The 19346-nt window shown below is 61.9% G+C and carries 21 protein-coding genes; 7 read left to right on the top strand and 14 right to left on the bottom strand.

Annotated elements, in window-relative coordinates; all coding sequences use genetic code 11:
* Positions 1–8 precede the first annotated feature (8 nt).
* Positions 9–212 carry a hypothetical protein gene (locus NKH29_RS17775; RefSeq protein ID WP_023718458.1) on the top strand — a complete coding sequence of 68 codons (204 nt, stop codon included), beginning with the start codon at positions 9–11 and terminating at the stop codon, positions 210–212.
* 156 nt (positions 213–368) lie between these two features.
* Positions 369–1388, top strand: coding sequence for an LLM class flavin-dependent oxidoreductase (locus tag NKH29_RS17770; RefSeq protein ID WP_352483658.1), 1020 nt, complete (start codon positions 369–371; stop codon positions 1386–1388).
* Positions 1389–1444: 56 nt separating this feature from the next.
* On the opposite strand, the gene NKH29_RS17765 is transcribed toward NKH29_RS17770, so the two are convergent.
* Positions 1445–2071 (bottom strand): CDP-alcohol phosphatidyltransferase family protein, encoded by a 627-nt coding sequence (locus NKH29_RS17765; protein WP_051409644.1) that lies wholly within the window; start codon positions 2069–2071, stop codon positions 1445–1447.
* Between the two features lie 13 nt (positions 2072–2084).
* Here NKH29_RS17765 and NKH29_RS17760 point away from each other — a divergent pair, with 13 nt between their 5' ends.
* A complete protein-coding gene (locus NKH29_RS17760) occupies positions 2085–2378 on the top strand; it encodes a hypothetical protein (RefSeq protein ID WP_352850207.1) in 294 nt (97 codons plus the stop codon).
* Positions 2379–2419: 41 nt separating this feature from the next.
* Positions 2420–2893 (top strand): phosphatidylglycerophosphatase A family protein, encoded by a 474-nt coding sequence (locus NKH29_RS17755; RefSeq protein WP_352483659.1) that lies wholly within the window; start codon positions 2420–2422, stop codon positions 2891–2893.
* A gap of 271 nt (positions 2894–3164) precedes the next feature.
* Here NKH29_RS17755 and NKH29_RS17750 read toward each other — a convergent pair whose 3' ends face one another.
* Positions 3165–4010, bottom strand: coding sequence for an FAD-dependent monooxygenase (locus tag NKH29_RS17750; RefSeq protein WP_353000242.1), 846 nt, complete (start codon positions 4008–4010; stop codon positions 3165–3167).
* Positions 3944–4708 carry an FAD-dependent monooxygenase gene (locus NKH29_RS17745; protein ID WP_353000207.1) on the bottom strand — a complete coding sequence of 255 codons (765 nt, stop codon included), beginning with the start codon at positions 4706–4708 and terminating at the stop codon, positions 3944–3946. Before NKH29_RS17745 ends, NKH29_RS17750 begins: the two co-directional genes overlap by 67 nt.
* A gap of 97 nt (positions 4709–4805) precedes the next feature.
* Here NKH29_RS17745 and NKH29_RS17740 point away from each other — a divergent pair, with 97 nt between their 5' ends.
* Entirely contained in the window at positions 4806–5249 is a 444-nt protein-coding gene (locus NKH29_RS17740) for a MarR family winged helix-turn-helix transcriptional regulator (protein WP_353000206.1), read from the top strand.
* A gap of 89 nt (positions 5250–5338) precedes the next feature.
* Here the strand turns inward: NKH29_RS17740 and NKH29_RS17735 are convergent, their stop codons facing one another.
* From NKH29_RS17735 to NKH29_RS17710, 6 genes are all read right to left on the bottom strand, one after another.
* Positions 5339–6646: a type II toxin-antitoxin system HipA family toxin gene (locus NKH29_RS17735; protein WP_023718463.1), complete on the bottom strand. Its 1308-nt coding sequence runs from the start codon at positions 6644–6646 to the stop codon at positions 5339–5341.
* Positions 6646–6897 carry a helix-turn-helix domain-containing protein gene (locus NKH29_RS17730; RefSeq protein WP_023718464.1) on the bottom strand — a complete coding sequence of 84 codons (252 nt, stop codon included), beginning with the start codon at positions 6895–6897 and terminating at the stop codon, positions 6646–6648. Before NKH29_RS17730 ends, NKH29_RS17735 begins: the two co-directional genes overlap by 1 nt.
* Before the next feature lie 265 nt (positions 6898–7162).
* Complete coding sequence (locus NKH29_RS17725) at positions 7163–8341, bottom strand: hypothetical protein (RefSeq protein WP_023718465.1); 1179 nt, start codon at positions 8339–8341, stop codon at positions 7163–7165.
* Positions 8342–8397: 56 nt separating this feature from the next.
* Positions 8398–9408 (bottom strand): succinylglutamate desuccinylase/aspartoacylase family protein, encoded by a 1011-nt coding sequence (locus tag NKH29_RS17720; RefSeq protein ID WP_023718466.1) that lies wholly within the window; start codon positions 9406–9408, stop codon positions 8398–8400.
* A 9-nt stretch (positions 9409–9417) separates the two neighbouring features.
* Positions 9418–9762 carry a RidA family protein gene (locus NKH29_RS17715; RefSeq protein ID WP_023718467.1) on the bottom strand — a complete coding sequence of 115 codons (345 nt, stop codon included), beginning with the start codon at positions 9760–9762 and terminating at the stop codon, positions 9418–9420.
* A gap of 41 nt (positions 9763–9803) precedes the next feature.
* Positions 9804–11123 (bottom strand): alanine racemase, encoded by a 1320-nt coding sequence (locus NKH29_RS17710; protein WP_353000205.1) that lies wholly within the window; start codon positions 11121–11123, stop codon positions 9804–9806.
* A 74-nt stretch (positions 11124–11197) separates the two neighbouring features.
* On the opposite strand from NKH29_RS17710, the gene NKH29_RS17705 reads away from it, so the two are divergent.
* Entirely contained in the window at positions 11198–12139 is a 942-nt protein-coding gene (locus tag NKH29_RS17705; protein ID WP_023718469.1) for an amidohydrolase family protein, read from the top strand.
* Here NKH29_RS17705 and NKH29_RS17700 read toward each other — a convergent pair.
* Genes NKH29_RS17700 through NKH29_RS17685 form a run of 4 tightly spaced genes read right to left on the bottom strand, consistent with a single transcriptional unit; the run spans position 12113 to position 16622 of the window.
* Complete coding sequence (locus tag NKH29_RS17700; RefSeq protein ID WP_156948048.1) at positions 12113–13084, bottom strand: ABC transporter permease; 972 nt, start codon at positions 13082–13084, stop codon at positions 12113–12115. The genes NKH29_RS17705 and NKH29_RS17700 overlap by 27 nt on opposite strands.
* Entirely contained in the window at positions 13081–14046 is a 966-nt protein-coding gene (locus NKH29_RS17695; RefSeq protein WP_023718471.1) for an ABC transporter permease, read from the bottom strand. The genes NKH29_RS17700 and NKH29_RS17695 overlap by 4 nt, the downstream gene beginning before the upstream one ends.
* Positions 14043–15551: a sugar ABC transporter ATP-binding protein gene (locus NKH29_RS17690; RefSeq protein WP_023718472.1), complete on the bottom strand. Its 1509-nt coding sequence runs from the start codon at positions 15549–15551 to the stop codon at positions 14043–14045. The genes NKH29_RS17695 and NKH29_RS17690 overlap by 4 nt, the downstream gene beginning before the upstream one ends.
* Before the next feature lie 18 nt (positions 15552–15569).
* Complete coding sequence (locus tag NKH29_RS17685; protein ID WP_031193806.1) at positions 15570–16622, bottom strand: substrate-binding domain-containing protein; 1053 nt, start codon at positions 16620–16622, stop codon at positions 15570–15572.
* 241 nt (positions 16623–16863) lie between these two features.
* On the opposite strand from NKH29_RS17685, the gene NKH29_RS17680 reads away from it, so the two are divergent.
* Positions 16864–17664, top strand: coding sequence for an IclR family transcriptional regulator (locus tag NKH29_RS17680; protein ID WP_353000203.1), 801 nt, complete (start codon positions 16864–16866; stop codon positions 17662–17664).
* A gap of 237 nt (positions 17665–17901) precedes the next feature.
* Here the strand turns inward: NKH29_RS17680 and NKH29_RS17675 are convergent, their stop codons facing one another.
* Positions 17902–19344, bottom strand: coding sequence for a hypothetical protein (locus NKH29_RS17675; protein WP_352639592.1), 1443 nt, complete (start codon positions 19342–19344; stop codon positions 17902–17904).
* Positions 19345–19346: the final 2 nt, after the last annotated feature.

Genomic DNA, 19346 nt, shown 5'->3' with positions numbered 1-19346 from the left:
TGCGGAACATGGTCGCGGATTACATCGACGAGTTCATCATGTTCTGCGCCGGGTTGTGGATGGCTGGCATCGGCTTCGGATTTCTCGCGGACCCGTTCCAAGCTCGCCCCGGCCAGCAAGCATGGTGGACCAACTTTGGAACCCATTTTAAATGGATGGGGCCGCTGTTGATCCTCATCGCGATAGTGCTCGCGTTCGCGGCACCTTCCTAGATGCGCTCGCGCCAGCAACAGGCTCGCCATTGACGGCATCGCTGATCAACAACGGACCGTTCACCTCAAACTGGGCCGTCGGTACCGATTTTCGGGATGCTTTGCTCTGCGCCGAAGCATAGTCTGCACCTGTCTTCCCTCTAGGCTGGCTATTTCATGAAGAAGATTGGTTTCCTCTCGTTCGGGCACTGGACGCCCTCGCCGCAATCGCAGACGCGGACGGCATCCGATGCGCTTTTGCAGTCCGTCGAGTTGGCCGTCGCCGCCGAGGAGCTGGGTGCGGACGGCGCGTATTTCCGCGTGCATCACTTCGCCCGCCAGCTCGCCTCGCCCTTCCCGCTGCTCGCAGCGGTTGGGGCGAAGACCAGCCGAATCGAGATCGGCACGGCGGTGATCGACATGCGTTACGAGAACCCGCTCTACATGGCCGAGGACGCCGGCGCCGCCGATCTGATCGCCGGAGGGCGTCTGCAGCTAGGCATCAGCCGCGGCTCGCCGGAGCAGGTGATCGACGGATGGCGCTACTTCGGCTACGCCCCGCAAGAGGGCGAGAGCGATGCCGACATGGCCCGCAGACACACCGGAGTGCTGCTCGAAGTGTTGCTGGGCAAAGGCTTTGCCCAGCCCAACCCGCGGCCGATGTTTCCCAACCCGCCCGGCCTGCTTCGCGTCGAGCCACACTCGGAGGGCCTGCGCGAGCGCATCTGGTGGGGCGCCGCCACAAACGCCACCGCAGAATGGGCGGCGAAACTTGGGATGAACCTGCAGAGTTCCACGCTCAAATTCGATGAAGGCGGAAAGCCGTTTCACATCCAGCAAGCCGAACAGATCAAGGCTTTTCGCGAAGCCTGGAAGGCGGCCGGCCACACGCGCGAGCCGCGGGTGTCGGTGAGCCGCAGCATTTTTGCGCTGGTCGACGATCGCGACCGCGCCTATTTCGGCGGCAACCAGGGCGGAGATCAGTTCGGCTATATCGAGGCAGACAGGCTTGCCGTGTTCGGCCGCTCCTATGCCGCCGAGCCAGACGTCCTGATCGAGCAGCTAAAGGGCGACGAAGCCATCGCTGAGGCCGATACGCTGCTGCTCACAGTCCCCAACCAGCTCGGTGTCGACTACAATGTCCATGCCATCGAGGCGATCCTGACCCACGTCGCCCCAGGCTTGGGCTGGCGCTGACGCGACTTTGTTGGAAAAGCCACGGCGGTCAATACGATGCTCGCGTTCTAGCGGTCTCACGGCTGCTTCCCGTCGGCTCGTTTCAGCATCGCAAATGCGCGACTGATCCGTTGCAGGGCCGTCGCGTTGGCCAGCACTGCGTACAACGCGAACCCGCCTGCCAGAATCCAGGGCGAAGCCGCGCCCATGGCAGTCGCGACTCCGTCGGCGGCGAGCAGCACGCAAATGAACACCAGACGTTCCATCCGCTCGAAGAAATCCGGCCAACCATGGTTTTCCACAGGGATTTCCAGCGCCGTCCGCGCCTTGGCATAACTGGTGAGAATCCCGCCGGCGAACGCGAACATTGCGATCGCCCACAGATCGGCGACCCAGCCTATTGCCGCAAAGACGGCCAATTCCTGATAACGGTCGACGATAGCGTCGAAATAGCCACCGGCCTTGGTGCTCATATTTGTCCGGCGGGCGACCGCACCGTCCAGCGCGTCGAAGCTGAAGGCAAACGCCAGGCACAAGCCAAAGGCAAGACTTGAATGGTGATACGCGTAGGCGGCCGAAGACAAAGCCACGAGCACGAGCCCGCTGGCCGTAACCTGGTTCGGCGTCATGCCGATCCCGATCAGCGGAGAGGCGGCCTGCTCCCATAGCGGGTCGATGCGACTTTTCATGAGACCGGCGATCATGGCGGCTCCTCTGATGATGTCGTTTGACGGAGCTTTACCAGCAATTTGCGGGTTTGTTCCACCATCGCCACCGTTTCAGTTGGCCAATGCGGGCCGAGACCGGGCTCAGGAACGTTCTCAACTCGCCGCAAAAGCGATCTCGTTTGGCGAATGTGGCCGGCGGATTAAGATGCTCGCCAAGCTGACGGCGAAACAGAACTTCCGGTCGCAGCGACAGCTGCCCGACAGCATTTCACGGTTTGGGCGATGCCTTGTGACCGGTGTGCAAATCGAGCGGCGGTCTGGCGGCAACACCCGAACGATGTGACTATGATTGCTTGCGACCCGTCGGAAGCCGGCCGAAACTCGATGCATAAATTTCTACCCAAGTTCGCCTACCTGCTCGCGACCTCTGTCGGCGTGGGATTATCTCCAACATGGCCGGGCACGGCCGGCGCAATGGTTGGAGTGGCTGTTGCCGCGGCTCTGATACCCGCATCGCCTTGGCTGACGGTGCTTGCCTATGCGGCCCTGTTCGCCGTCGGCGTATGGGCGTCATCGCATGTTATCTTCCATACCGGGACGGAGGACCCGCAAATCGTCGTCATCGATGAGACCTTCGGCGCCGCCGTAACGCTTTCCATGCTGCCGCTCGACCCACTCTGGTGGGCAGCAGGCTTCCTTGCTTTCCGGTTTTTCGACGTCGTCAAGCCTTGGCCCATCCGTATCATGCATGACAAGGTAAGGGGTGGGGCCGGCATCATGCTGGACGACGCGGCCGCGGCTGTCGTCGCTGGGGCGTTGCTGCTCCTGCTGAACGAGTTGATTGATCATTTGCCGTAACGGCGACATTCGGCCTCCAATGCCAAAGGCCAGCACGATGGTCCATGCGAGTTTAGCGACACAAGGGGAGGACCGAAGCGGTTGGCGCGGCCCTACTCGGTGACAACGAGTAGGAAGGAGGCATGACGAGACGGGCAAACGGCTGAACATCGCCGGCATTCCCGGCGACGACATCGGCAAGGAAGTCGTGCCGGAAGACCGGAGGCATCCGCCCCTCACTGATGATGTTCGCACGCCTGCGTGCGGAAACCCAAGCCGTCAAGTATTTCGATCAGCATCTGTACAGGATCAGGCACACCGTGCGTTGACCGCCACGCGACAAACCCGCCCGGCCTGACCAAGGCGGCCCGCCGCTTTCAACCCCGAGCGCGGAAGGCCACCGATGGTCCAAATCAATCAGACCCCCATTGGCACCCAAGGCGTGGCAGGTCAGCGGCATGCGGAGGCGCTGGCTTACGGCGTCAGCGGCCTGACACCATGCGTCGTCGGCGCAGAGGAGAAGAGGGTCGCGATCGCACAAATCGAGACTCGAAATCCGCTGGCCGGCACGCCCGACCGCGAAATGCGGTAAACGCGTGCCAGGGCGGCACGACAACTCCGTGGATTTTTGGAATGGGTGATCGTCCCGCGTGACTTCCTGAGCCACGACACCTGCAGCGTAGCGTTGGCCAAATACCACGTCGTAATCCTCGACGATCGCGACTGGGGGAGGCAATCGCTTCGACGGATCGTCGAACCATTTCTGAAGGCGGGGGAGCGCTTGCGCCAACGTAGCCTCGATGACCGGCCGGCGCTCCATGTCATAGCTATCCAGCAACGAGGGACCGGCATGCCCGCCTGTTACCATCGCAAGCTTCCAGGCAAGGTTATGGGCGTCGTGGATACCTGAATTGCCACCGAAAGCGCCTGTTGGGGGCATCACATGTGCGGCATCCCCCACAAGAAACGCGCGGCCTCGGCGGAATTGGCGCGCTGTCATCGCGGCCACTTCCCAGGAGCGCGCATCGACAAGCCTAGTCGTGATATCCGACCGGCCCGCACCTCGTATGATCAGTTCCCTGCACCTGGCTTCATCAAAATCCTGGGGTTTCTCGCCCTTTTCGGGAAAGTATTGGATCGCCAGAAGCCATCGTCCACCCTCCCTGGGCGGAAGGTCCCGTTGAGGTCCGTCACGAAGCACGACGTGAAACGCTTGCCGCCGATCGTCGGAGGCATGTCCGTGTCAAAGACGACATTTATCCAGTGCTGAAGGCCGCCTGCCCCGCTGCGGCTGATCTCCAGCCTCTCTCGCATCGAGCCGTTCGCACCGTCCGCGACGATCAGATAGTCGGCCGAGATGGCGTCCTTTACGCCGGTCGCGATATCGCGAATTTCCGCGCGGACGACATTCTCATCCTGTTCGAAAGCCACCAGTTCCGTGCTGAAACGTATGTCTGCACCGTTCCGCTCGGCGTAGCGGCGCAGAATCGGTTCCAGGACGTGCTGATCACACGTCGCCGGTTGCGTGGGGCTGAGGGCACTTGCATCCGGCCACGCCGGTCCGCCCCATTGAATCTCGGGATCGGTGAGATTCCTGGCGCGCGCAATAGCGCCTGCCTGCTGGTCCCCCGTACGATTTGCACGAATCTCCTCCTCGAGGCCGAGGCTTCGAAAGATCTCCATGCTGCGCGGGGAAATGCCGGCAAATTTGTACTGGATTGACGTGTCGGGATGGCGCTCGACGAGGACGCACGGAATGTCGTTGTGAGCCAAAAGGGCGGCCGCCGTCAGACCGTTCAGGCCGCCCCCGACGACGAGAACCGTGGTGTTGGTCATCTCGGATCTCCTCTCATTGATTTGATCACTTAAATATTTTGATTGATCAAATCATATGATTGGTCCAAATATGTGTCAAGACACGAAGGAGCGTGGAATGGGACCGGGCCAAGACCGCTTGCAGCACGCCACCGAGGCTTGGCGCCTGATGTTTGATTTCCTGATGCGGTCCGCGCCGGACCGGTTGGCGATCCAGCAGAAATTAGGCCTGACGCCCAACGATTCGCGCGCCCTCTTCACCCTCGACAAAGATGTGGGCAAGCCGATCGGAGCATTGGCCACTCAATGGCACTGCGACCCTTCGACGGCGACCTGGCTGGTCGACCGGTTGGAGCAGGCGGGGCTCGCCGAACGGGTTCCGTCGCCAAGCGATCGCCGTGTGAAACGTGTCAAGCTTACGGCCAAGGGTGCTGCAACCATTGAGGAATTGACAAGGGAATATCACAACCCCCCTGCCGAGATGCTTGCGCTTCCACGTGCTGATCTGGATCAGCTGATCGGCCTGGTCAGAAAGTTACAGGCTGGCAAGTCCGTGCGCTGATTACATCCCGCGCGGCGTTGCTGCTGCTAAAAGAAGATCATTTGGACGTCCCAATGGCTATCAGTCTGGTTGTGCCTCGATCTTAAGCATCACACCTCTTCCAGTCTGCGCACGCGAGCTTTGACCCCATTGCCAATGGCATCTGCGACTTGCGAAGGGAAACCCTTTGGGAGCGATGCACAAACCAGTTCGATTGCCGCTAGCGCCCGTTGGCGCAGCTCGTCAAAGATCGCTGTGACGGGTTTTGGACCAATTCCTGCCTTGGCGGCGGTCTGGATGAAATGGCGCGGCATGACGCTATCGATAAGGTAGTGGCGTGCGTCGCCTATAGCCATCGCCAACTTCATTTTGTTGCGCCTGATCTGTCCCGCATCAAGGCTGGTCTGCGCTGAGATCACATCATATAACGGCGTCATGCGGAACCGGCCGCCGGGAGAAAGAAAGACGCTAAAATTCTTGGCATGTCCATCTGTGGCGCCGAGCAGCCAAAAGGCGACCACGGCCTTCAGAACCGCAGCTTGATCTAGCTCCGGTTGGTCGCTTCCCTTCATCAGACCAAGGATAGCCGGAACCCCAGGCCCGCCATCGGATTCGTATTTCAGCGACGGAGGCACAGACAGAGCCTGGCAGCAGTCTTCCTGGGGCAAGCGCAGGAGACGGTTGTCACTCGTCCATCGGCGATCGAAACGTTCGACTACGAGCACGCGATTGCCTTCGAATTCCTCGATTGCGGCGACGGCGCACGGGAGTCCCAGGGCGGCTGTCATCTTGAGGCAGAAAAATTCGTTTTCAACACTGAAGGAAAGGTCGATGCCATTTGGCAAGCGTCCAATCTGTGGCTTGAGGATGTGCGTTGTAGCAGTCGTCGCCAGCGGCTTGTACCAACGTCCTTTCCAGAACAAGAGCGCAGTCTTTTCCTGAGCGCCAGCGATCGAGATCCGGAAATCTTCATCCTCGCCCAGCCCGAGGGGGGCCGATGCCAGATCGCGGACGAGACGAGCAATTTCGATATCGTCAACGGGTTTGCCGTCGACAATACCGGCGGGGCCCGGCTCGACATCATCCGGCAGGAATTGCAGTGCGCCGACACAATCCCGTCCGACAGCGGCAAGCAAGTCGTAGGCGTCTATCCCTCGGGCATGAACACGCTCAGCCATACGGCGGCGAATCGGGATGCTGTCGGGCAGGAGATTGTCGAACACGGCAATGACGGGTGCACCGATATAGCGATCTTCACGTAGGGGCAGAGATAGCGAGACTGGTAGCGCATGCTCCCAGGCAAGCCAGGACGGATCATACTGAAAATCGATCGCGCCGCTGGATTGTCTATTCAGCCGCCCGACGAGACGGCTGTTCAAGAAGACGTTGAGCGGGAGGTGCCGCCGCGGACGAGCCATCAAAAGACGTCCTCGATCTCGGTCGACTTTGCTCTGGTCCGAGAGCGGACAACCAATTCAAGGTCGAGCGCTGCGAGAATGTCGCAAAGCGTTCCGAGCTGTGTCCCGGGCGCTCCATTCTCGACGGCCGAGATGGTCGCTTGGCGTAGCATCGTGTGCTCCCCGACAGTGGCCTGGTTCAGGCCGAGCTTGCGGCGCCGGCGGCGGATGGCATCTCCGAGTTGCTTAGGCGTTCGGGCGATTTGGTCCACAGCGTACCTCTCCAGCTATGAGATATACGCTCAGAAGATAGATTTCAATATGCGCTAGAGCGAATAAATTGGAAGATGCGCTTCACCGTATAACCCGCCTCCCTCCCGCGTGGCCCTCACAGCCATGCCTCGATTTTCAGCTAGGCTGCTGGCCGCCGGCCAAAGCAATGCGAGAATCCATGCGGGAAGTCCTCCGAACGCCTCTCCATTACGCGCAATGCTCGAGGCAAAATTAGGCCTATTGGGTCGGCAGTGGATCGATTGTTCACACAGATCGTGCGGCACTCACCCAATCGAGGCGTGCGGCAGGTACAAGGCCGTAATTGTAGAAATTGATGCCATCGACGCCCGCCGCCAGCGCCGGTTTCACTTTGGCGGCGAGAATGTCCGGGCCTGCCATTTCCGGATGGAACAGCCGGTAACCGGTCCCAAGGAATTTCTCTGCTCCGAGCGTGGCACGGCCAGTGGCCATCAGATCTGCGACATCGCTGGCCTGCATATCGTAGGCGCACAGGATCGCGCCGTCGCAAGCCTGGCCGAGAGCCGCCAGATCGCAGCCGCCCAACCAGCCGTCCTTCAGGTCAATGATGAGGACACGTGTGCCCGGATCGGCAACGTCGCGCAGCTCGGCAACCAAGCTGGTCACCGGCTCGAACCGCCACAGCAGAAAGTCGTATAATTCTGGCCAGGGCTGGAAGGTATCGAAGCTACCGTTCGGAAAGTCCGGAAAACGCGGTGCCGGAACGGCACGATCACAGGTCTCGACGATCCACCCTCTGACCAGTTTGCGCGCCGCCTCGCCGTCAATGCCGGCACAAGCGGCGCGGGCGAGGCAGGACGGGCAAAAGCACAGCGACAGAAGGAAGTCATCTTCCGCGGTCAGCCCGACACCGTCTTTCTCGTGATGATATTCGTGGGCGAAGCTCATGAATGACGGGCTTTCGAGCTCGATTCTGTCCGGCTTGTAGGTGTGCGTAACGTCGGCGACCAGCGCGCGAACATAGGCGCGCGCATCCGGATGCGAGGGACAAAGGTTGTAATAATTGGGATCGCCGAAGGCATTTCGGGTAACCACCTGCGGATAAAGCATGCCGGCGCGGGTGTTGTGCAGGCACACCGTCCAGCACGAAACACCGAGCCCATTGGCGTCTCGTCTGCGGACGAGCTCGCCAAGCACGTCGCCTCCCTGCGAGATCACGTCCGCCACCTTGGGCTGAATTGCGAGGTCGGCCCATCGCGCGGCGGTTGGCTTGAAGTAGATCGTGCCGTCCTCCGGGAAATAGGCTTTGCGGCGCGGGCTGCGCGGCTGAAGGAAGCGTCCCGCATGATACGAGGCAGCAAGGCTGATCATGTTGAGTCCCGCGCGTTCGACCAGATCGCGTTCGACCATCTCGAAACCGAGATCCTGGACATCCCAGGGGTAGGTCCACATGGAAAGCTGCATAAGATATCCTCAGTTCTCCAGAGTGGCGCAGCAGCTAGACGCCGTGCGTTTTCCCTTTAGGTTTCTACGGGTTCGGCGACTTGCATGAGGCAGTCTCCTGCCTCGCACATTGTATGCAGCCGCCGCGAAAGCACGATGCCGTTTTCGGCAAAATGCAAGGCTTCCTCGGCAAGATCGAGCCTTTCGAGATCGTGATACCAGCCAGCCAATTGTCCGGCGTTCACGCTGTCGCCAACCCTCACGGCGGGTTCAAACCAGCCGCGGCGGGCGGCGTAGAGGCCTTGGCTATGCCGCGAAAGCGAAAGCAGTCGCGTCGGCATCGAATGCATTGACTCCGCGCCAACAACTGGCCCGTCGACCAGGCCTAGTGCAATCAGCAGATTGTCGATCGCGCGAGCGGTGATCGCCATCGTGTCGACCGTGGCGGTGCCGCCGCCCCCGAACTCACCGCTGACGCCGATGGCGCCGGCACGGCGCGCTGCACCCATGGAGGTCGGCGAGGCCTGGCCATTGTCGGCCACGAACCCATAGGGCATGCAGAGCGCCCGCATCAGCTCCACCCCGCGCCTGTGGCGCTCGGGATCGGCATTGCGCTCGACGAGTGCAGTCGGCAGATGTTCCATCGAAGTGCCCCCCGAATGGATGTCGAAGACGATGTCGTGTCGGGGGAACAGGTCTGTCTCGAGAAAGTTGGCGAGCCGGCTTGTCGGCGTGCCCGACGGATCTCCGGGAAAGGCGCGATTGAGATTGCCGCCATCGAGCGGCGAGCAGCGTTTGGCGGCCATCACCGCCGGCACATTGGCCATCGGCAGGATGGTGACGCGGCCCCTGACTCGCGCTGGATCGAGCCGGCGGACCAGCTTTGCCAAGCACAGCTCGCCTTCATATTCATCGCCGTGATTACCGGCCATAAGAAGCAGCGACGGACCCTCACCATTGCGCATGAGGCAGATCGGGACCTTGATTTGGAAATATGGCGAACGGTCTATCGAGAACGGGATGCTCAGATGGCTGAGCGTCTTGCCGTCCCGATCGAAATCGAGCGAATGGCTGATGCCGGTGTGCATGGCGGCGGTTCACACAGCCGCGACGGCGGTGACCTCAATGCGGAGGTCAGGATCAGCGAGACGCGCCTCGACGCAGGCACGCGCCGGCAGACGGGCGGAATCCACCCAGGCATCGTAGATACTGTTCATTGCGTCGAAATCGCCAATCTGCGGCAGGAAGATGTTGACCGCCACGAGCTTCGACTTGCTGCTGCCGGCCTCGACCAGGAGCGCCTCGATCTTGGAGAGTACCTCGCTCGTCTGACCCTCGATGCCGGCCTTGCGATCGTCTGCGACCTGGCCCGCTATGTGCACGAGGCCGCCATAGACGACCGCCTGCGACATGCGGGAGCCGGATTGGAAGTACTTGATCATATCGGATCCTTTCGTTCTTTTTTTGGAAAGCGCGACGATGGTCAGCCGAAATAGGTGGGAAAGGCGTGGCTGACATACCCGGCCGCGTCGACGCCAAAGATCACGCGATAGCGATCAAGGCAGGTGCAGGGATGGGAGATGCCGAATTCAACGGTGTCGCCGACGGCAATGTCGTCGCCCGACGCAATTGTCAGGAAGGCGTGCTGGTCGTTGAGCTTGAAGACCTCGGCACGCGCTATCGGCAGCTGCTTGCCGGCACGAAAGATGGTCAGGACCATTGGAAAGCCCTGGTCGAACGACACGTCGCGCATGCCCATGCCGCAGATCGCAAGGCCGGGCTCCGGCCGCGACAGTACCTCGGCCCATAGGCGCAAAGCCGGACGGAACGAATTTCGTGCGGACGCATTGAAGCCGCCGACTGCAAAACCCTCGCGGGCGTCGAGTGTGCCGAGCGAGCGGTCGTAGACGCCATGGTCGTGGAAGAAGATGGCGCCGCTGCGCAGCACCAGCGTCGCGCTGCTGTCCCTAGAAACGAGAGGCGAAAGCGCTGCGACCACTTTGTCGAAGTAGACCGAGCCGCCTGCCGTGACAATCAGCGGGGTGTCGCCGCCGACGCGGGCGCGGAGCCGCAGGAACATGTCGGCTGTCATTGTCAGCAGGGCGGATATCGCCTCATCGGTGCGGTCAGGATCGGGCTGCGCCGCGGCACCTTCATAGGTTGCGACGCCGGCGATCAGCAGCCGGCCGCGGGCTGCTACAATCGCGTCGGCAATCGCCTCGGCTTCGCCGGTGGTCCGGGCGCCTGCCCTGCCCGCACCAAGTTCGACGAGCACGCGCAATGGCGGCAGCCTCGCATTGGCCCGCCAGGCTTCGGCAAGCGCATTCACGGCGGCGATCGAGTCGGCGAAAACGTAGAACTCAGCGCTTGGCCAGGCGCTGACAAGAACCGCAAGCCGGTTCGCACCACCTGGTCCGCCGACCTCATTGGCGATGATCAGCCGACAGAGTCCGGCTCTGAGCATCACCGTGGCCTGCCTTATGTCGGCGACGGTCGTGCCCCATGCTCCGGCCTCGATCAGGGACCGGGCAAGATCAGGCGCCATCGGGGTCTTGGCATGCGGGGCGATCACGGCGCCCTGCTCTCGCGCATAGCGCAGGAACAGGTCACGATTGGCGATGAAGGCCCCCTCGTCGACGGTCAACACCGGCAACGACATACGCCCATCCGCTGGATGCCAGCGCTCAGATGCGACAAGGCTGCTGTCCAAGCCGAGGGTGCCAGGCGGCACGCCGCGGATACGGTCATCGAGCAGGAAATTTTCTCGGGTCGCCAGCAACAGTACGGGTGAGCTTTCGGTCATCCGATGCTAGTCCTTCCTTTACAGGATGAAGTCCGGATCGATTTCCGATTCCGGCCACACCATGAGAGAGATGCGTGCCAACACCTTACCGCGGACCGATCATCGATGCCCACCATCACCTTTGGGATCTCGGCCTCAGCCGGCACCCCTGGCTCGCCACAACGGCTGGCGAACGCGGCGGTCTGGGGGAGCTTGGCCGCTTGCGGCGAAACTACCTTCCTGAAGATTATTTGCGCGACGCCGGCCGGCACAATGTCGTCGCAACCGTCCATGTCGAAGCCGGCTGGACCGGGGATGAATGCGTCGGCGAAACGCGGTGGCTTGAAACGCTCGACAAGTCGCGCGGCGTGGCCGCCCGTTATGTTGTTCACATACCGCTGGCGAGCCGCCAAGCGCCGGCGCTGGTCGAGGCGCAGGCGGCATTCGACCGTGTCGTCGGTGTGCGCGACATACTGAGCTGGGATCCGGATCCTGCCCGCCGTTTTGCTGCCCGTGACGGCATCATGGACGATCAGGCCTGGCGTGCCGGCCTGTCCCTGCTTGGGCGCCACCGGCTGGTTTTCGACCTGATGGTGTTTCCGCGCCAGCTCCCCGGTGCGGCGCGCCTCGCAGCGGCCTTTCCGGACCAACTCTTTGTTCTCAACCACTGCGGCAGCCCGATCGATCGCGATGCAGACGGCATGCGGGTGTGGCGCGAAGGGCTGCGGCTTTTGTCGGAGTGCGACAACGCTGCCATCAAGATATCGGATCTGGTCGCCTACGATCATGATTGGACACTCGACAGCCTGAAGCCGGTTGTCATGCATTGCATCGACTGTTTCGGTACGCAGCGAGCGATGTTCGGCAGTGACTTCCCAGTCGCCGGCCTGCATGCGTCATTCGATGCAGTATATGACAGCTTCAAAGCCATTGCAGGAGAGCTTTCCGCGGACGAGCAAACGGCGCTGTTCTTCGGCAACGCAAGGCGTATCTACCGGCTGCACGATATTTCATCGGCGGGCCTGCTCCCTGCCTGAGAGAAGCAGCAGCCCCAGAATCAGCGACCCGAACAGGATACTGCGCCAGCCGGGCGATGCGTTGACGACGGTGATCAGCGCCGTGATCGTGACCAGCAGGATCGCGCCGGGGATAGTACCGGCATAGGTGCCGAGCCCGCCCAGTATCGAGGTGCCGCCGAGCACCACGGCGGCAATCGACGCGAGGAGATAGGGATCTCCTATCCCGACATAGCCTTGGCCGTTCATGCCGAGGACCAACACACCGGCAAGTCCCGAACAGAAGCCGCTGATGCCGTAGACGGCGAGCGTGGTCGAGGCGACGGAAACTCCGGACAGCGCCGCGGCAAGCGGATTGGCGCCCATCGCGAAAATCCGGGCGCCGAGGGATGTCGCATGCATCGTGGTCAGAACGATCACGGAAATGACCACCCACAAAAGCACGCCTGCCGGAATACCGGCTGGCCGCGCATTGCCGAGCCAGCTGACCAGCGGGTTCTCGGCGGTCACGGCGCTGCCGCCGGCGATGATGATCAGGAGGCCCTGCAGGAATGTCGCCATCGCCAGTGTCATGATCATTGGATGAACGCGCAACAGCGCCACGCCCAGCCCGTTTACGAGACCTATCGCGGTCGTCAACGCAAGTACTGCAAGAACGGCTGTGAGCCCGGTCGGATCCGCCTGCAATGAGAGCAGCGGGAGGCTGACGGCACTGACCGTGACGATCGCCGCGACGGAAAGGTCAATGCCGCCGGCAATCACCACGAAGGTCTGGCCCGCCGCGACCAGGCCGATCACCGCGCCCAACTCGACCAAATAGCGCAAATGACCATAAGCGCCGAAGCCACGTGAAGCGAAGCTCGCCGCGATCCACACCGCGGCAACGATAGCGACCGTGAGGAAGGGCCGGCTGCGCAGGATCGTCAACGCCCGCCCGCCGCGCGCGCTCTCTTTCCGTGCTGTCATTGCTGCACCTTGCGGAATTGCGGGATGGCGACCGCCCCGATGATGATGAGGCCTTGGGCGACATACTGAGCAACTGGCGTGAAGCCGAGGAAGAACATGACACTGATCATCAGGCTGAGCAGCAGGCTGCCGGCAAGCGCGCCGCGCATCGTGCCCTGGCCGCCGAGGAAGCCGATTCCGCCGAGCACCGCGGCGGCAATGGAATTCAGCGTGAAGGCTGTGCCTATGACCGGGTCGCCCGAACCCGTTTGCGCGGCGACGAACAGGCCGGCGCCTGTGCAAAGCAGACCGCTGATCGCATAGGCCGCGATCCGCGCGCCGTCGACCGGCACGCCGGAGCGATAGGCGCCGACCGGATTCTCACCGGCGGCATAGAGGCTCAACCCAAGCGGGGTGGCGAGATAGAGTTTCCACAAAAGCACGACGAGCACCAGCAACACGAATGCCGCCGGCGTGTTGCCGGCAAGCAGGTCCGACAGCCACTCCGGAATGGCGCCGCCCGGCCTCGGCAGGATGAGCAACGCAGCACCGCCGATGATGAAGGAGCCGGCGAGCGTCACCACGATGGCCGGCAACCGAAGTTTCACGACGATGAACCCCGTCGCGGCACCGATGCCGATACCGGTCAGCGCCACCACGGCGGTGCCGCCGGCTACGCCCAGCGGCCCGATCATCGTCGTCGCGGCGATTACCGCGCCGAGACTGACCATTGCGCCGATTGCCAAGCTGATGCCGCCGGTGAGCATGAGGATCGCCTGGGCCATCGCGACCAGCGCCAGCGGAAACCAGCTCTGGGTGAATTTGGCGAAGCCGGACGCCGTCAAGAGGCCGGGGAACAACACGCCGTAGGCAACGAGGAACGCCAGAACCACGGCAAACAGGCTGCGCACGCCAACATTTCGGCGCAGCTGAACTCGCCAGTAGAGGGCGCCGGCTTGGCTTGAGGATACAACCGTGCTCATGCCGCAACTTTCTGCTGTTCGGCGCCCATTGCGGCGGAGACGATGACTTCCTCGCTCAGTGCCTCGCGCTCGAGCATGGCCTTGATGCGACCTTCTCGGACCACGGCGACGCGGTCGCAAAGGTGCACCAGTTCGGGTGTGTCGGAACTGAGCAGGACGATCGCCTTGCCGGCGGCAGCGAGATTGCGAAGCATCATGTAGATCTCACGCTTGGTCTCGACATCGACGCCGCGCGTCGGATCGTTGAGGAGAAGCACAAGCGGATCGTGTGGCATCCATTTCGCCAGCGCGACTTTCTGCTGGTTGCCACCTGAGAGTGCCTGCGCCGGGCGATCGAGGTCGCCCTTGATGGCAAGCTGGGCGGCGAGTCCCCTCGCCAAATCGCGCTCGGCACGCCGGCTGCGCAGCTTCAACGCCGGCAGCCTTGCGAAGGCTGGTAGCATCATGTTGGTGATGATGGGATGGATCAAGTGCAGGCCTTCGCGCTTGCGGTCGGCCGGGACATAGGCGAGGCCGAGCGCATTGGCTTTCGGCACGCCGCCCGGCAGACCCGAAGCAGCGTTTACGGTCGCGGATGCCGACCTAGCCGGGATCGCGCCGTAGAGGCCAAGCAGCAGATCTTCCTGCCCCTGCCCGACCAGGCCGCCGATCCCAAGCACCTCGCCTGTCCTGATGTCGAGATCGACGTCGCGCATCAGGCCGGCCGAAAAATTACGAACCGAGATGGCGTTGGCTGGCGATGGCGAAGGCTGCCATCGTGGAAAGAGATCGCCGGGGTCGCGGCCGACCATCAGCCGCACCAGCCCGGCGGCATCAGTTTCTTCCAGCGAGCGGTCCGCCGTGCAGGCGCCGTCCTTCAGTACGGTGACATGCTGGCACAGTGTCATCACTTCGTTCAGCCGGTGTGAGATGTAGAGAATGGCGATGCCCTCGGCCCGAAGCCTTTCCAGCAAGTCCGTGAGGGTTTTTGTCTCGGTTGCCGATAGCGATGAGGTGGGTTCGTCGAGAATGAGCACGCGCGGCCGCCGGTAGAGCGCCTTGGCGATCTCCACCATCTGACGCCGGCCGAGTGACAGATGCCCCACCGGCGTAGACAGCGGTTCGCGAAGGCCGACAAGATCACATGCGGCCCTGGCCCGTGCGGCAAGTTCCGTGTAATCGACCAAGCCGAATCTCTTGGGATAGGCGCCGAGCCCGATATTTTCGGCGATCGAGAGGCTGGCCGTCAGGCTGAGTTCCTGTTGGACAACGGCGATCCCGGCATGCCGCGCATGAGCGGGGCTCATGCGCGATACCGGGCGTCCATCAACCTCGATCGCCCCGCCGTCCGGGCGCAGGGCGCCGGACAAAAGGTTGATCAGCGTCGACTTCCCCGCGCCGTTCTCGCCGAGCAGCGCATGCACGCGGCCCGGCTGCAGAGCGATGGAAACGTTGCGCAGGACGGGGTTGCCGAAGAAGGACTTCGACACCCCCCGCGCGGCGAGAAGCGTAGCCGTGGTTGTCAATGTTGCAACCCTTCAGGCTTATTTCTGGGCCAGCAGCTTCTTGAACAGATCCTCATCGAACGGCGAATAGATGTAACCGTCAGCCGGGAAATCCTTAGCCCGGGCGAGATATTCGTCGACGTTGGAATTGTCGATCACCGGCAGCGGGATCTTGACGAAAGCCGGCACATCCTTGCCGTCCAGCGCCTGTACGGCGGTGTAGGTGGCGAAAGCGCCGAGCCAGTTCGGCTGCATCGTCGCCCAGCTCTTCAAGCCCTTTTCCTTCCACAGTTCGAGGAACTGGCGCGCATTCTCGCCGGTGATCGGCACCTGGTCGCGACCCTGCTTGTCGAGCGCGAGCACGGCACCCGCCGACAGAGCGCCGCCGAGCGACAGGATGCCGTCGATTTCGGGATTGGCGAAAAGCAGACTGGTGACCGCTTCCTGGGCGGGCGCGACATTGTAGGGCGTGTTCGTTTCGGCAAGCACTTTCACATCGGGATGAGCCTTAAGCTCGGCATCGGCGCCTTTGCGCCGGTCGTCACTGACCGAAACGCCGGCTGGGCCATTGAGGATCAGAATTTTGCCCTTGCCTCCGATGGCGTCGATCAGGAACTTGGCCGCCTGATCGCCCCACTGTGAGGAATCGGTGTTGACCTTGGCGGTCACCTGGTCGGTGTCGACGAGGCTGTCGAAATTGATGATCGCGATGCCTTTGGCGCAGGCGTCCGCCAGCACGCGCGCCGGCGCGGTCGACGAGCCAGCGATCAGGATGATGGCATCGACATCGGAATCGATCATCGACTGGATCTGCTGAATCTGGACGTTGGCGTCGCCTTGGGCGTCGGTCACGACGAGCTTGTCGACCAAGCCTTGCTTCTTCAAAGTTTCGACTTCGGCTTCGATCGTGCCCTGTGTCTGCTTCATCCAGGTCGGAACTGAATAGATGTTGGCCCAGCCGATCGTATACGGCGCCTTGCGGTCGCCCTTGATGCATTTAGCGGCGGCGTTGGCCTGCGAACCGGCGCCAACGCTGAGGAGAAGACCGAGGCAAAGGGCGCTGGCGGATGCGAAAAACGATGATTTGGTCATGATTGTTCCCTTCTGAGGTTATGCCTGGACGTGCGGGGTCGAGACGAGAAAACCCGCCGGTTGCCGCATCTCGGAAACCGCCCTTTTTCTCGTCAGGACTCTCTGCGCCTGGCTCTTTATTGTCCGATATTCCAGACAAGAGGCCTGTATATCGGACAGATGGGATGCTAGACTGAGCCTTGACATCTTTCAAGCGTCTTGAGACGAGGGCCGAAATGATTTTGCGCGGGGTGCGGCCCACATGAGCGATGGCGTCACTGGTTTGATCGAAAGGGAAGTCCGCGCCGAGCCGCGCAATGGCGAACGGCGCCGCGGGATTGACCGCGTCATCACGCTGCTTGAAGCGCTTCTGCGGCAGCGCGCGCCGATGCGCGTCGGCGATATCGCCAAGATGATCGGCGCGCCGCGTTCGACCACTTATGAGATCGTCAACAGCCTGCTGGAAGCCGAAATGCTCGAGAACGTCGGGACGGAAGGCTATGTCTATTTCGGAAAGGCGATGCATCTGTTCGGCTGGGCCTACTCACATCATAATGCCCATTATCGACGCATCATCGAAACCCTGGACAGACTAGGCGCGGAGACGGGCGAGACCGTCCAACTGTGTGGCCTGCGCGGGAACAAATACGTCGTCCTTGATTGCCGGGACTCGCCCGGCCCGTTCCGGATTTCAAGCGATGTCGGAGTCGAGGTGCCGATCCCGTGGACGGCGTCCGGAAGGCTGCTGCTCGGCCATATGAGCGCGCAGGAAATACAGGACTTCATTCCGCCTGGCGACTACAAGCTTCCCGACGGCCGCGTCATTGCGCCAGCCGAGTTCTTCGGCGATGTGGCACTGGCGCGCCAGCAAGGTTTCAGCGAGACCGCCGCTCTGGCTGACCGCTTCACCTGGTGCATGGCCGCGCCCATCCGCGATGGCGACGGGGGCATCAACAAGACGCTTTGTTTCGTGTTGCCCGTCGACACGCCGGAAGCCAGGCGCAGCGAATTGCTTGCCCTGCTATGCGAGCGCGCCCGTGGATTGTCGCTGGCGGGAAGCTAGTAAAAATCGGCGCGCGAAGGTTCGGGATAGGCTCCGCTCGTTCAGCCGCAGCAGCGAGGCCGGAACCGGTATTCCGGTGGGTATGGCAAAGGCGGCAGCGCGCTCCCGCGACCACCTTTGCCCACAGTCCGCAGCGTGCCAGCACCGCAGAGTGCACGCGATGATACCGGTGCCTGGGACACCTCGTCCGGCCCGGCCACAACGCACTTACCCTCTTCATTGAGCGTCGTTGATTGCTTAGACAACGGGACGTTCCGATTCCGCCGGATCATCCATCGGCGGGAGCGGCGGCAATGGAAAGCAAAGCTCGCCTATTACCTGAACGCCCACGCCAAGCACACTTATCTGTTCGAGGTCGGACGTGCTGGATGTAGAGCCGGTTGGCGCCTGCATCAGGAAGGGACCCAGAAACGAGACGGCGTTTTGCATCGTCGTGCGGGCTTCGGCGGTCCACGAGCCGCTGAATTCCACGTTACGAACCAGAAGCAGGCCCTGAGGCAGGCAATGCGCATAGGTCTCGTCGGTCGAAGCCTTGATCATGTCGCCGCGCTTCATTCCCGGTACATACCAATCCTCCTCGTCGACGAGGTCGGGATGCCACCATCTCGTGCCGGCGATCCGCCGGGTGATGGTGAGCATGCAATACTCGAAATGCACATGCAGTTCACTGTCCGAGGTAGTTACCTCCGTTACGACCGGGTTTTTAATGAGATCGTGAAGCTGGATTGTGGCCAATCGGTTCACGAGCGAGGTGTCCAACTGCATTTGCGTGCTGGAAGCATTTGGCTGCTCTCTGGGCGGCGAGACGTGATCTGCCTCGGCTGTGAAGTGTCGCCGGGCAGCGCGAATTCGACTGAATGTTGGCAGGGTAGCGGCCAGCGCCCGGGCGTGGAGCGGCGAAGCGGTGAGGCCACCCAGATGGTTCGCGCTGAACTGGCTCAGATTGACCGCGGTGCTTGCTGCATCCTGGATACCGAGAAACTCGACTGGCTGGGTAGCGTAGTCCGTGAGATGTGGCTGCATGCGCAGCTTTCTGACCGCTTCAACCCTTGGCACAACAGCTAATTCGGCGGCAAATGCCTTGCGCCGTTCGACCGCCTCGGAAACTGCGGTGAGGTTCGACACCACCTCTTTTGTCAACACTCGCATCTTCCATAAGTGGGGATTTGCCTTAATGGCGCCGGGTGTCTCGGTCGTGGTTGCGGTAGTGCGGGATATCCTTTGATCGAAGACATGCCAGGCCGTGCAGCTGGGCTCGGCGAAATCTGTCGGCTCGCAGCTGAATGGCAGCGCATCGGGATTGTCCCCGATATCTTTTCGTGCCTCGGCAACCATCGCGGCGATGCGCGCATAGGAAGGAGCATCAACCGGAACCCCCGGTTGCGCCCATGGGATCATCGCCAAATAGGCAGACTTGGCGGTAAGACTGCCGACAGACGAGGCGGAAACGGAGGAGGCATCGGACCGTTTCAGCCATAGCGGGTAGTCGTACTGGTCTTCCAGCCACTCCGACAGCCGCAGCGGATTGGTCACGCCATTTTGCACGATGCCATCGGCTAGCGCCTGCCCCGGATGAATGGCAAGCGCCAACGACGGGTCATTGTTGGGGTTGTAGGTCGCGATTAACGTGTCCACCACTTGCTGGCCAAGGATCGCGAGCTGATCGCTGTTCGTGCTCACAG

Origin of the sequence: Mesorhizobium sp. M1295, from assembly GCF_040318135.1 — a bacterium.
Lineage (GTDB): Bacteria > Pseudomonadota > Alphaproteobacteria > Rhizobiales > Rhizobiaceae > Mesorhizobium.
The sequence above is the reverse complement of the archived record's forward strand: the minus strand, read 5'-3'. Positions and strand labels throughout refer to the sequence as shown.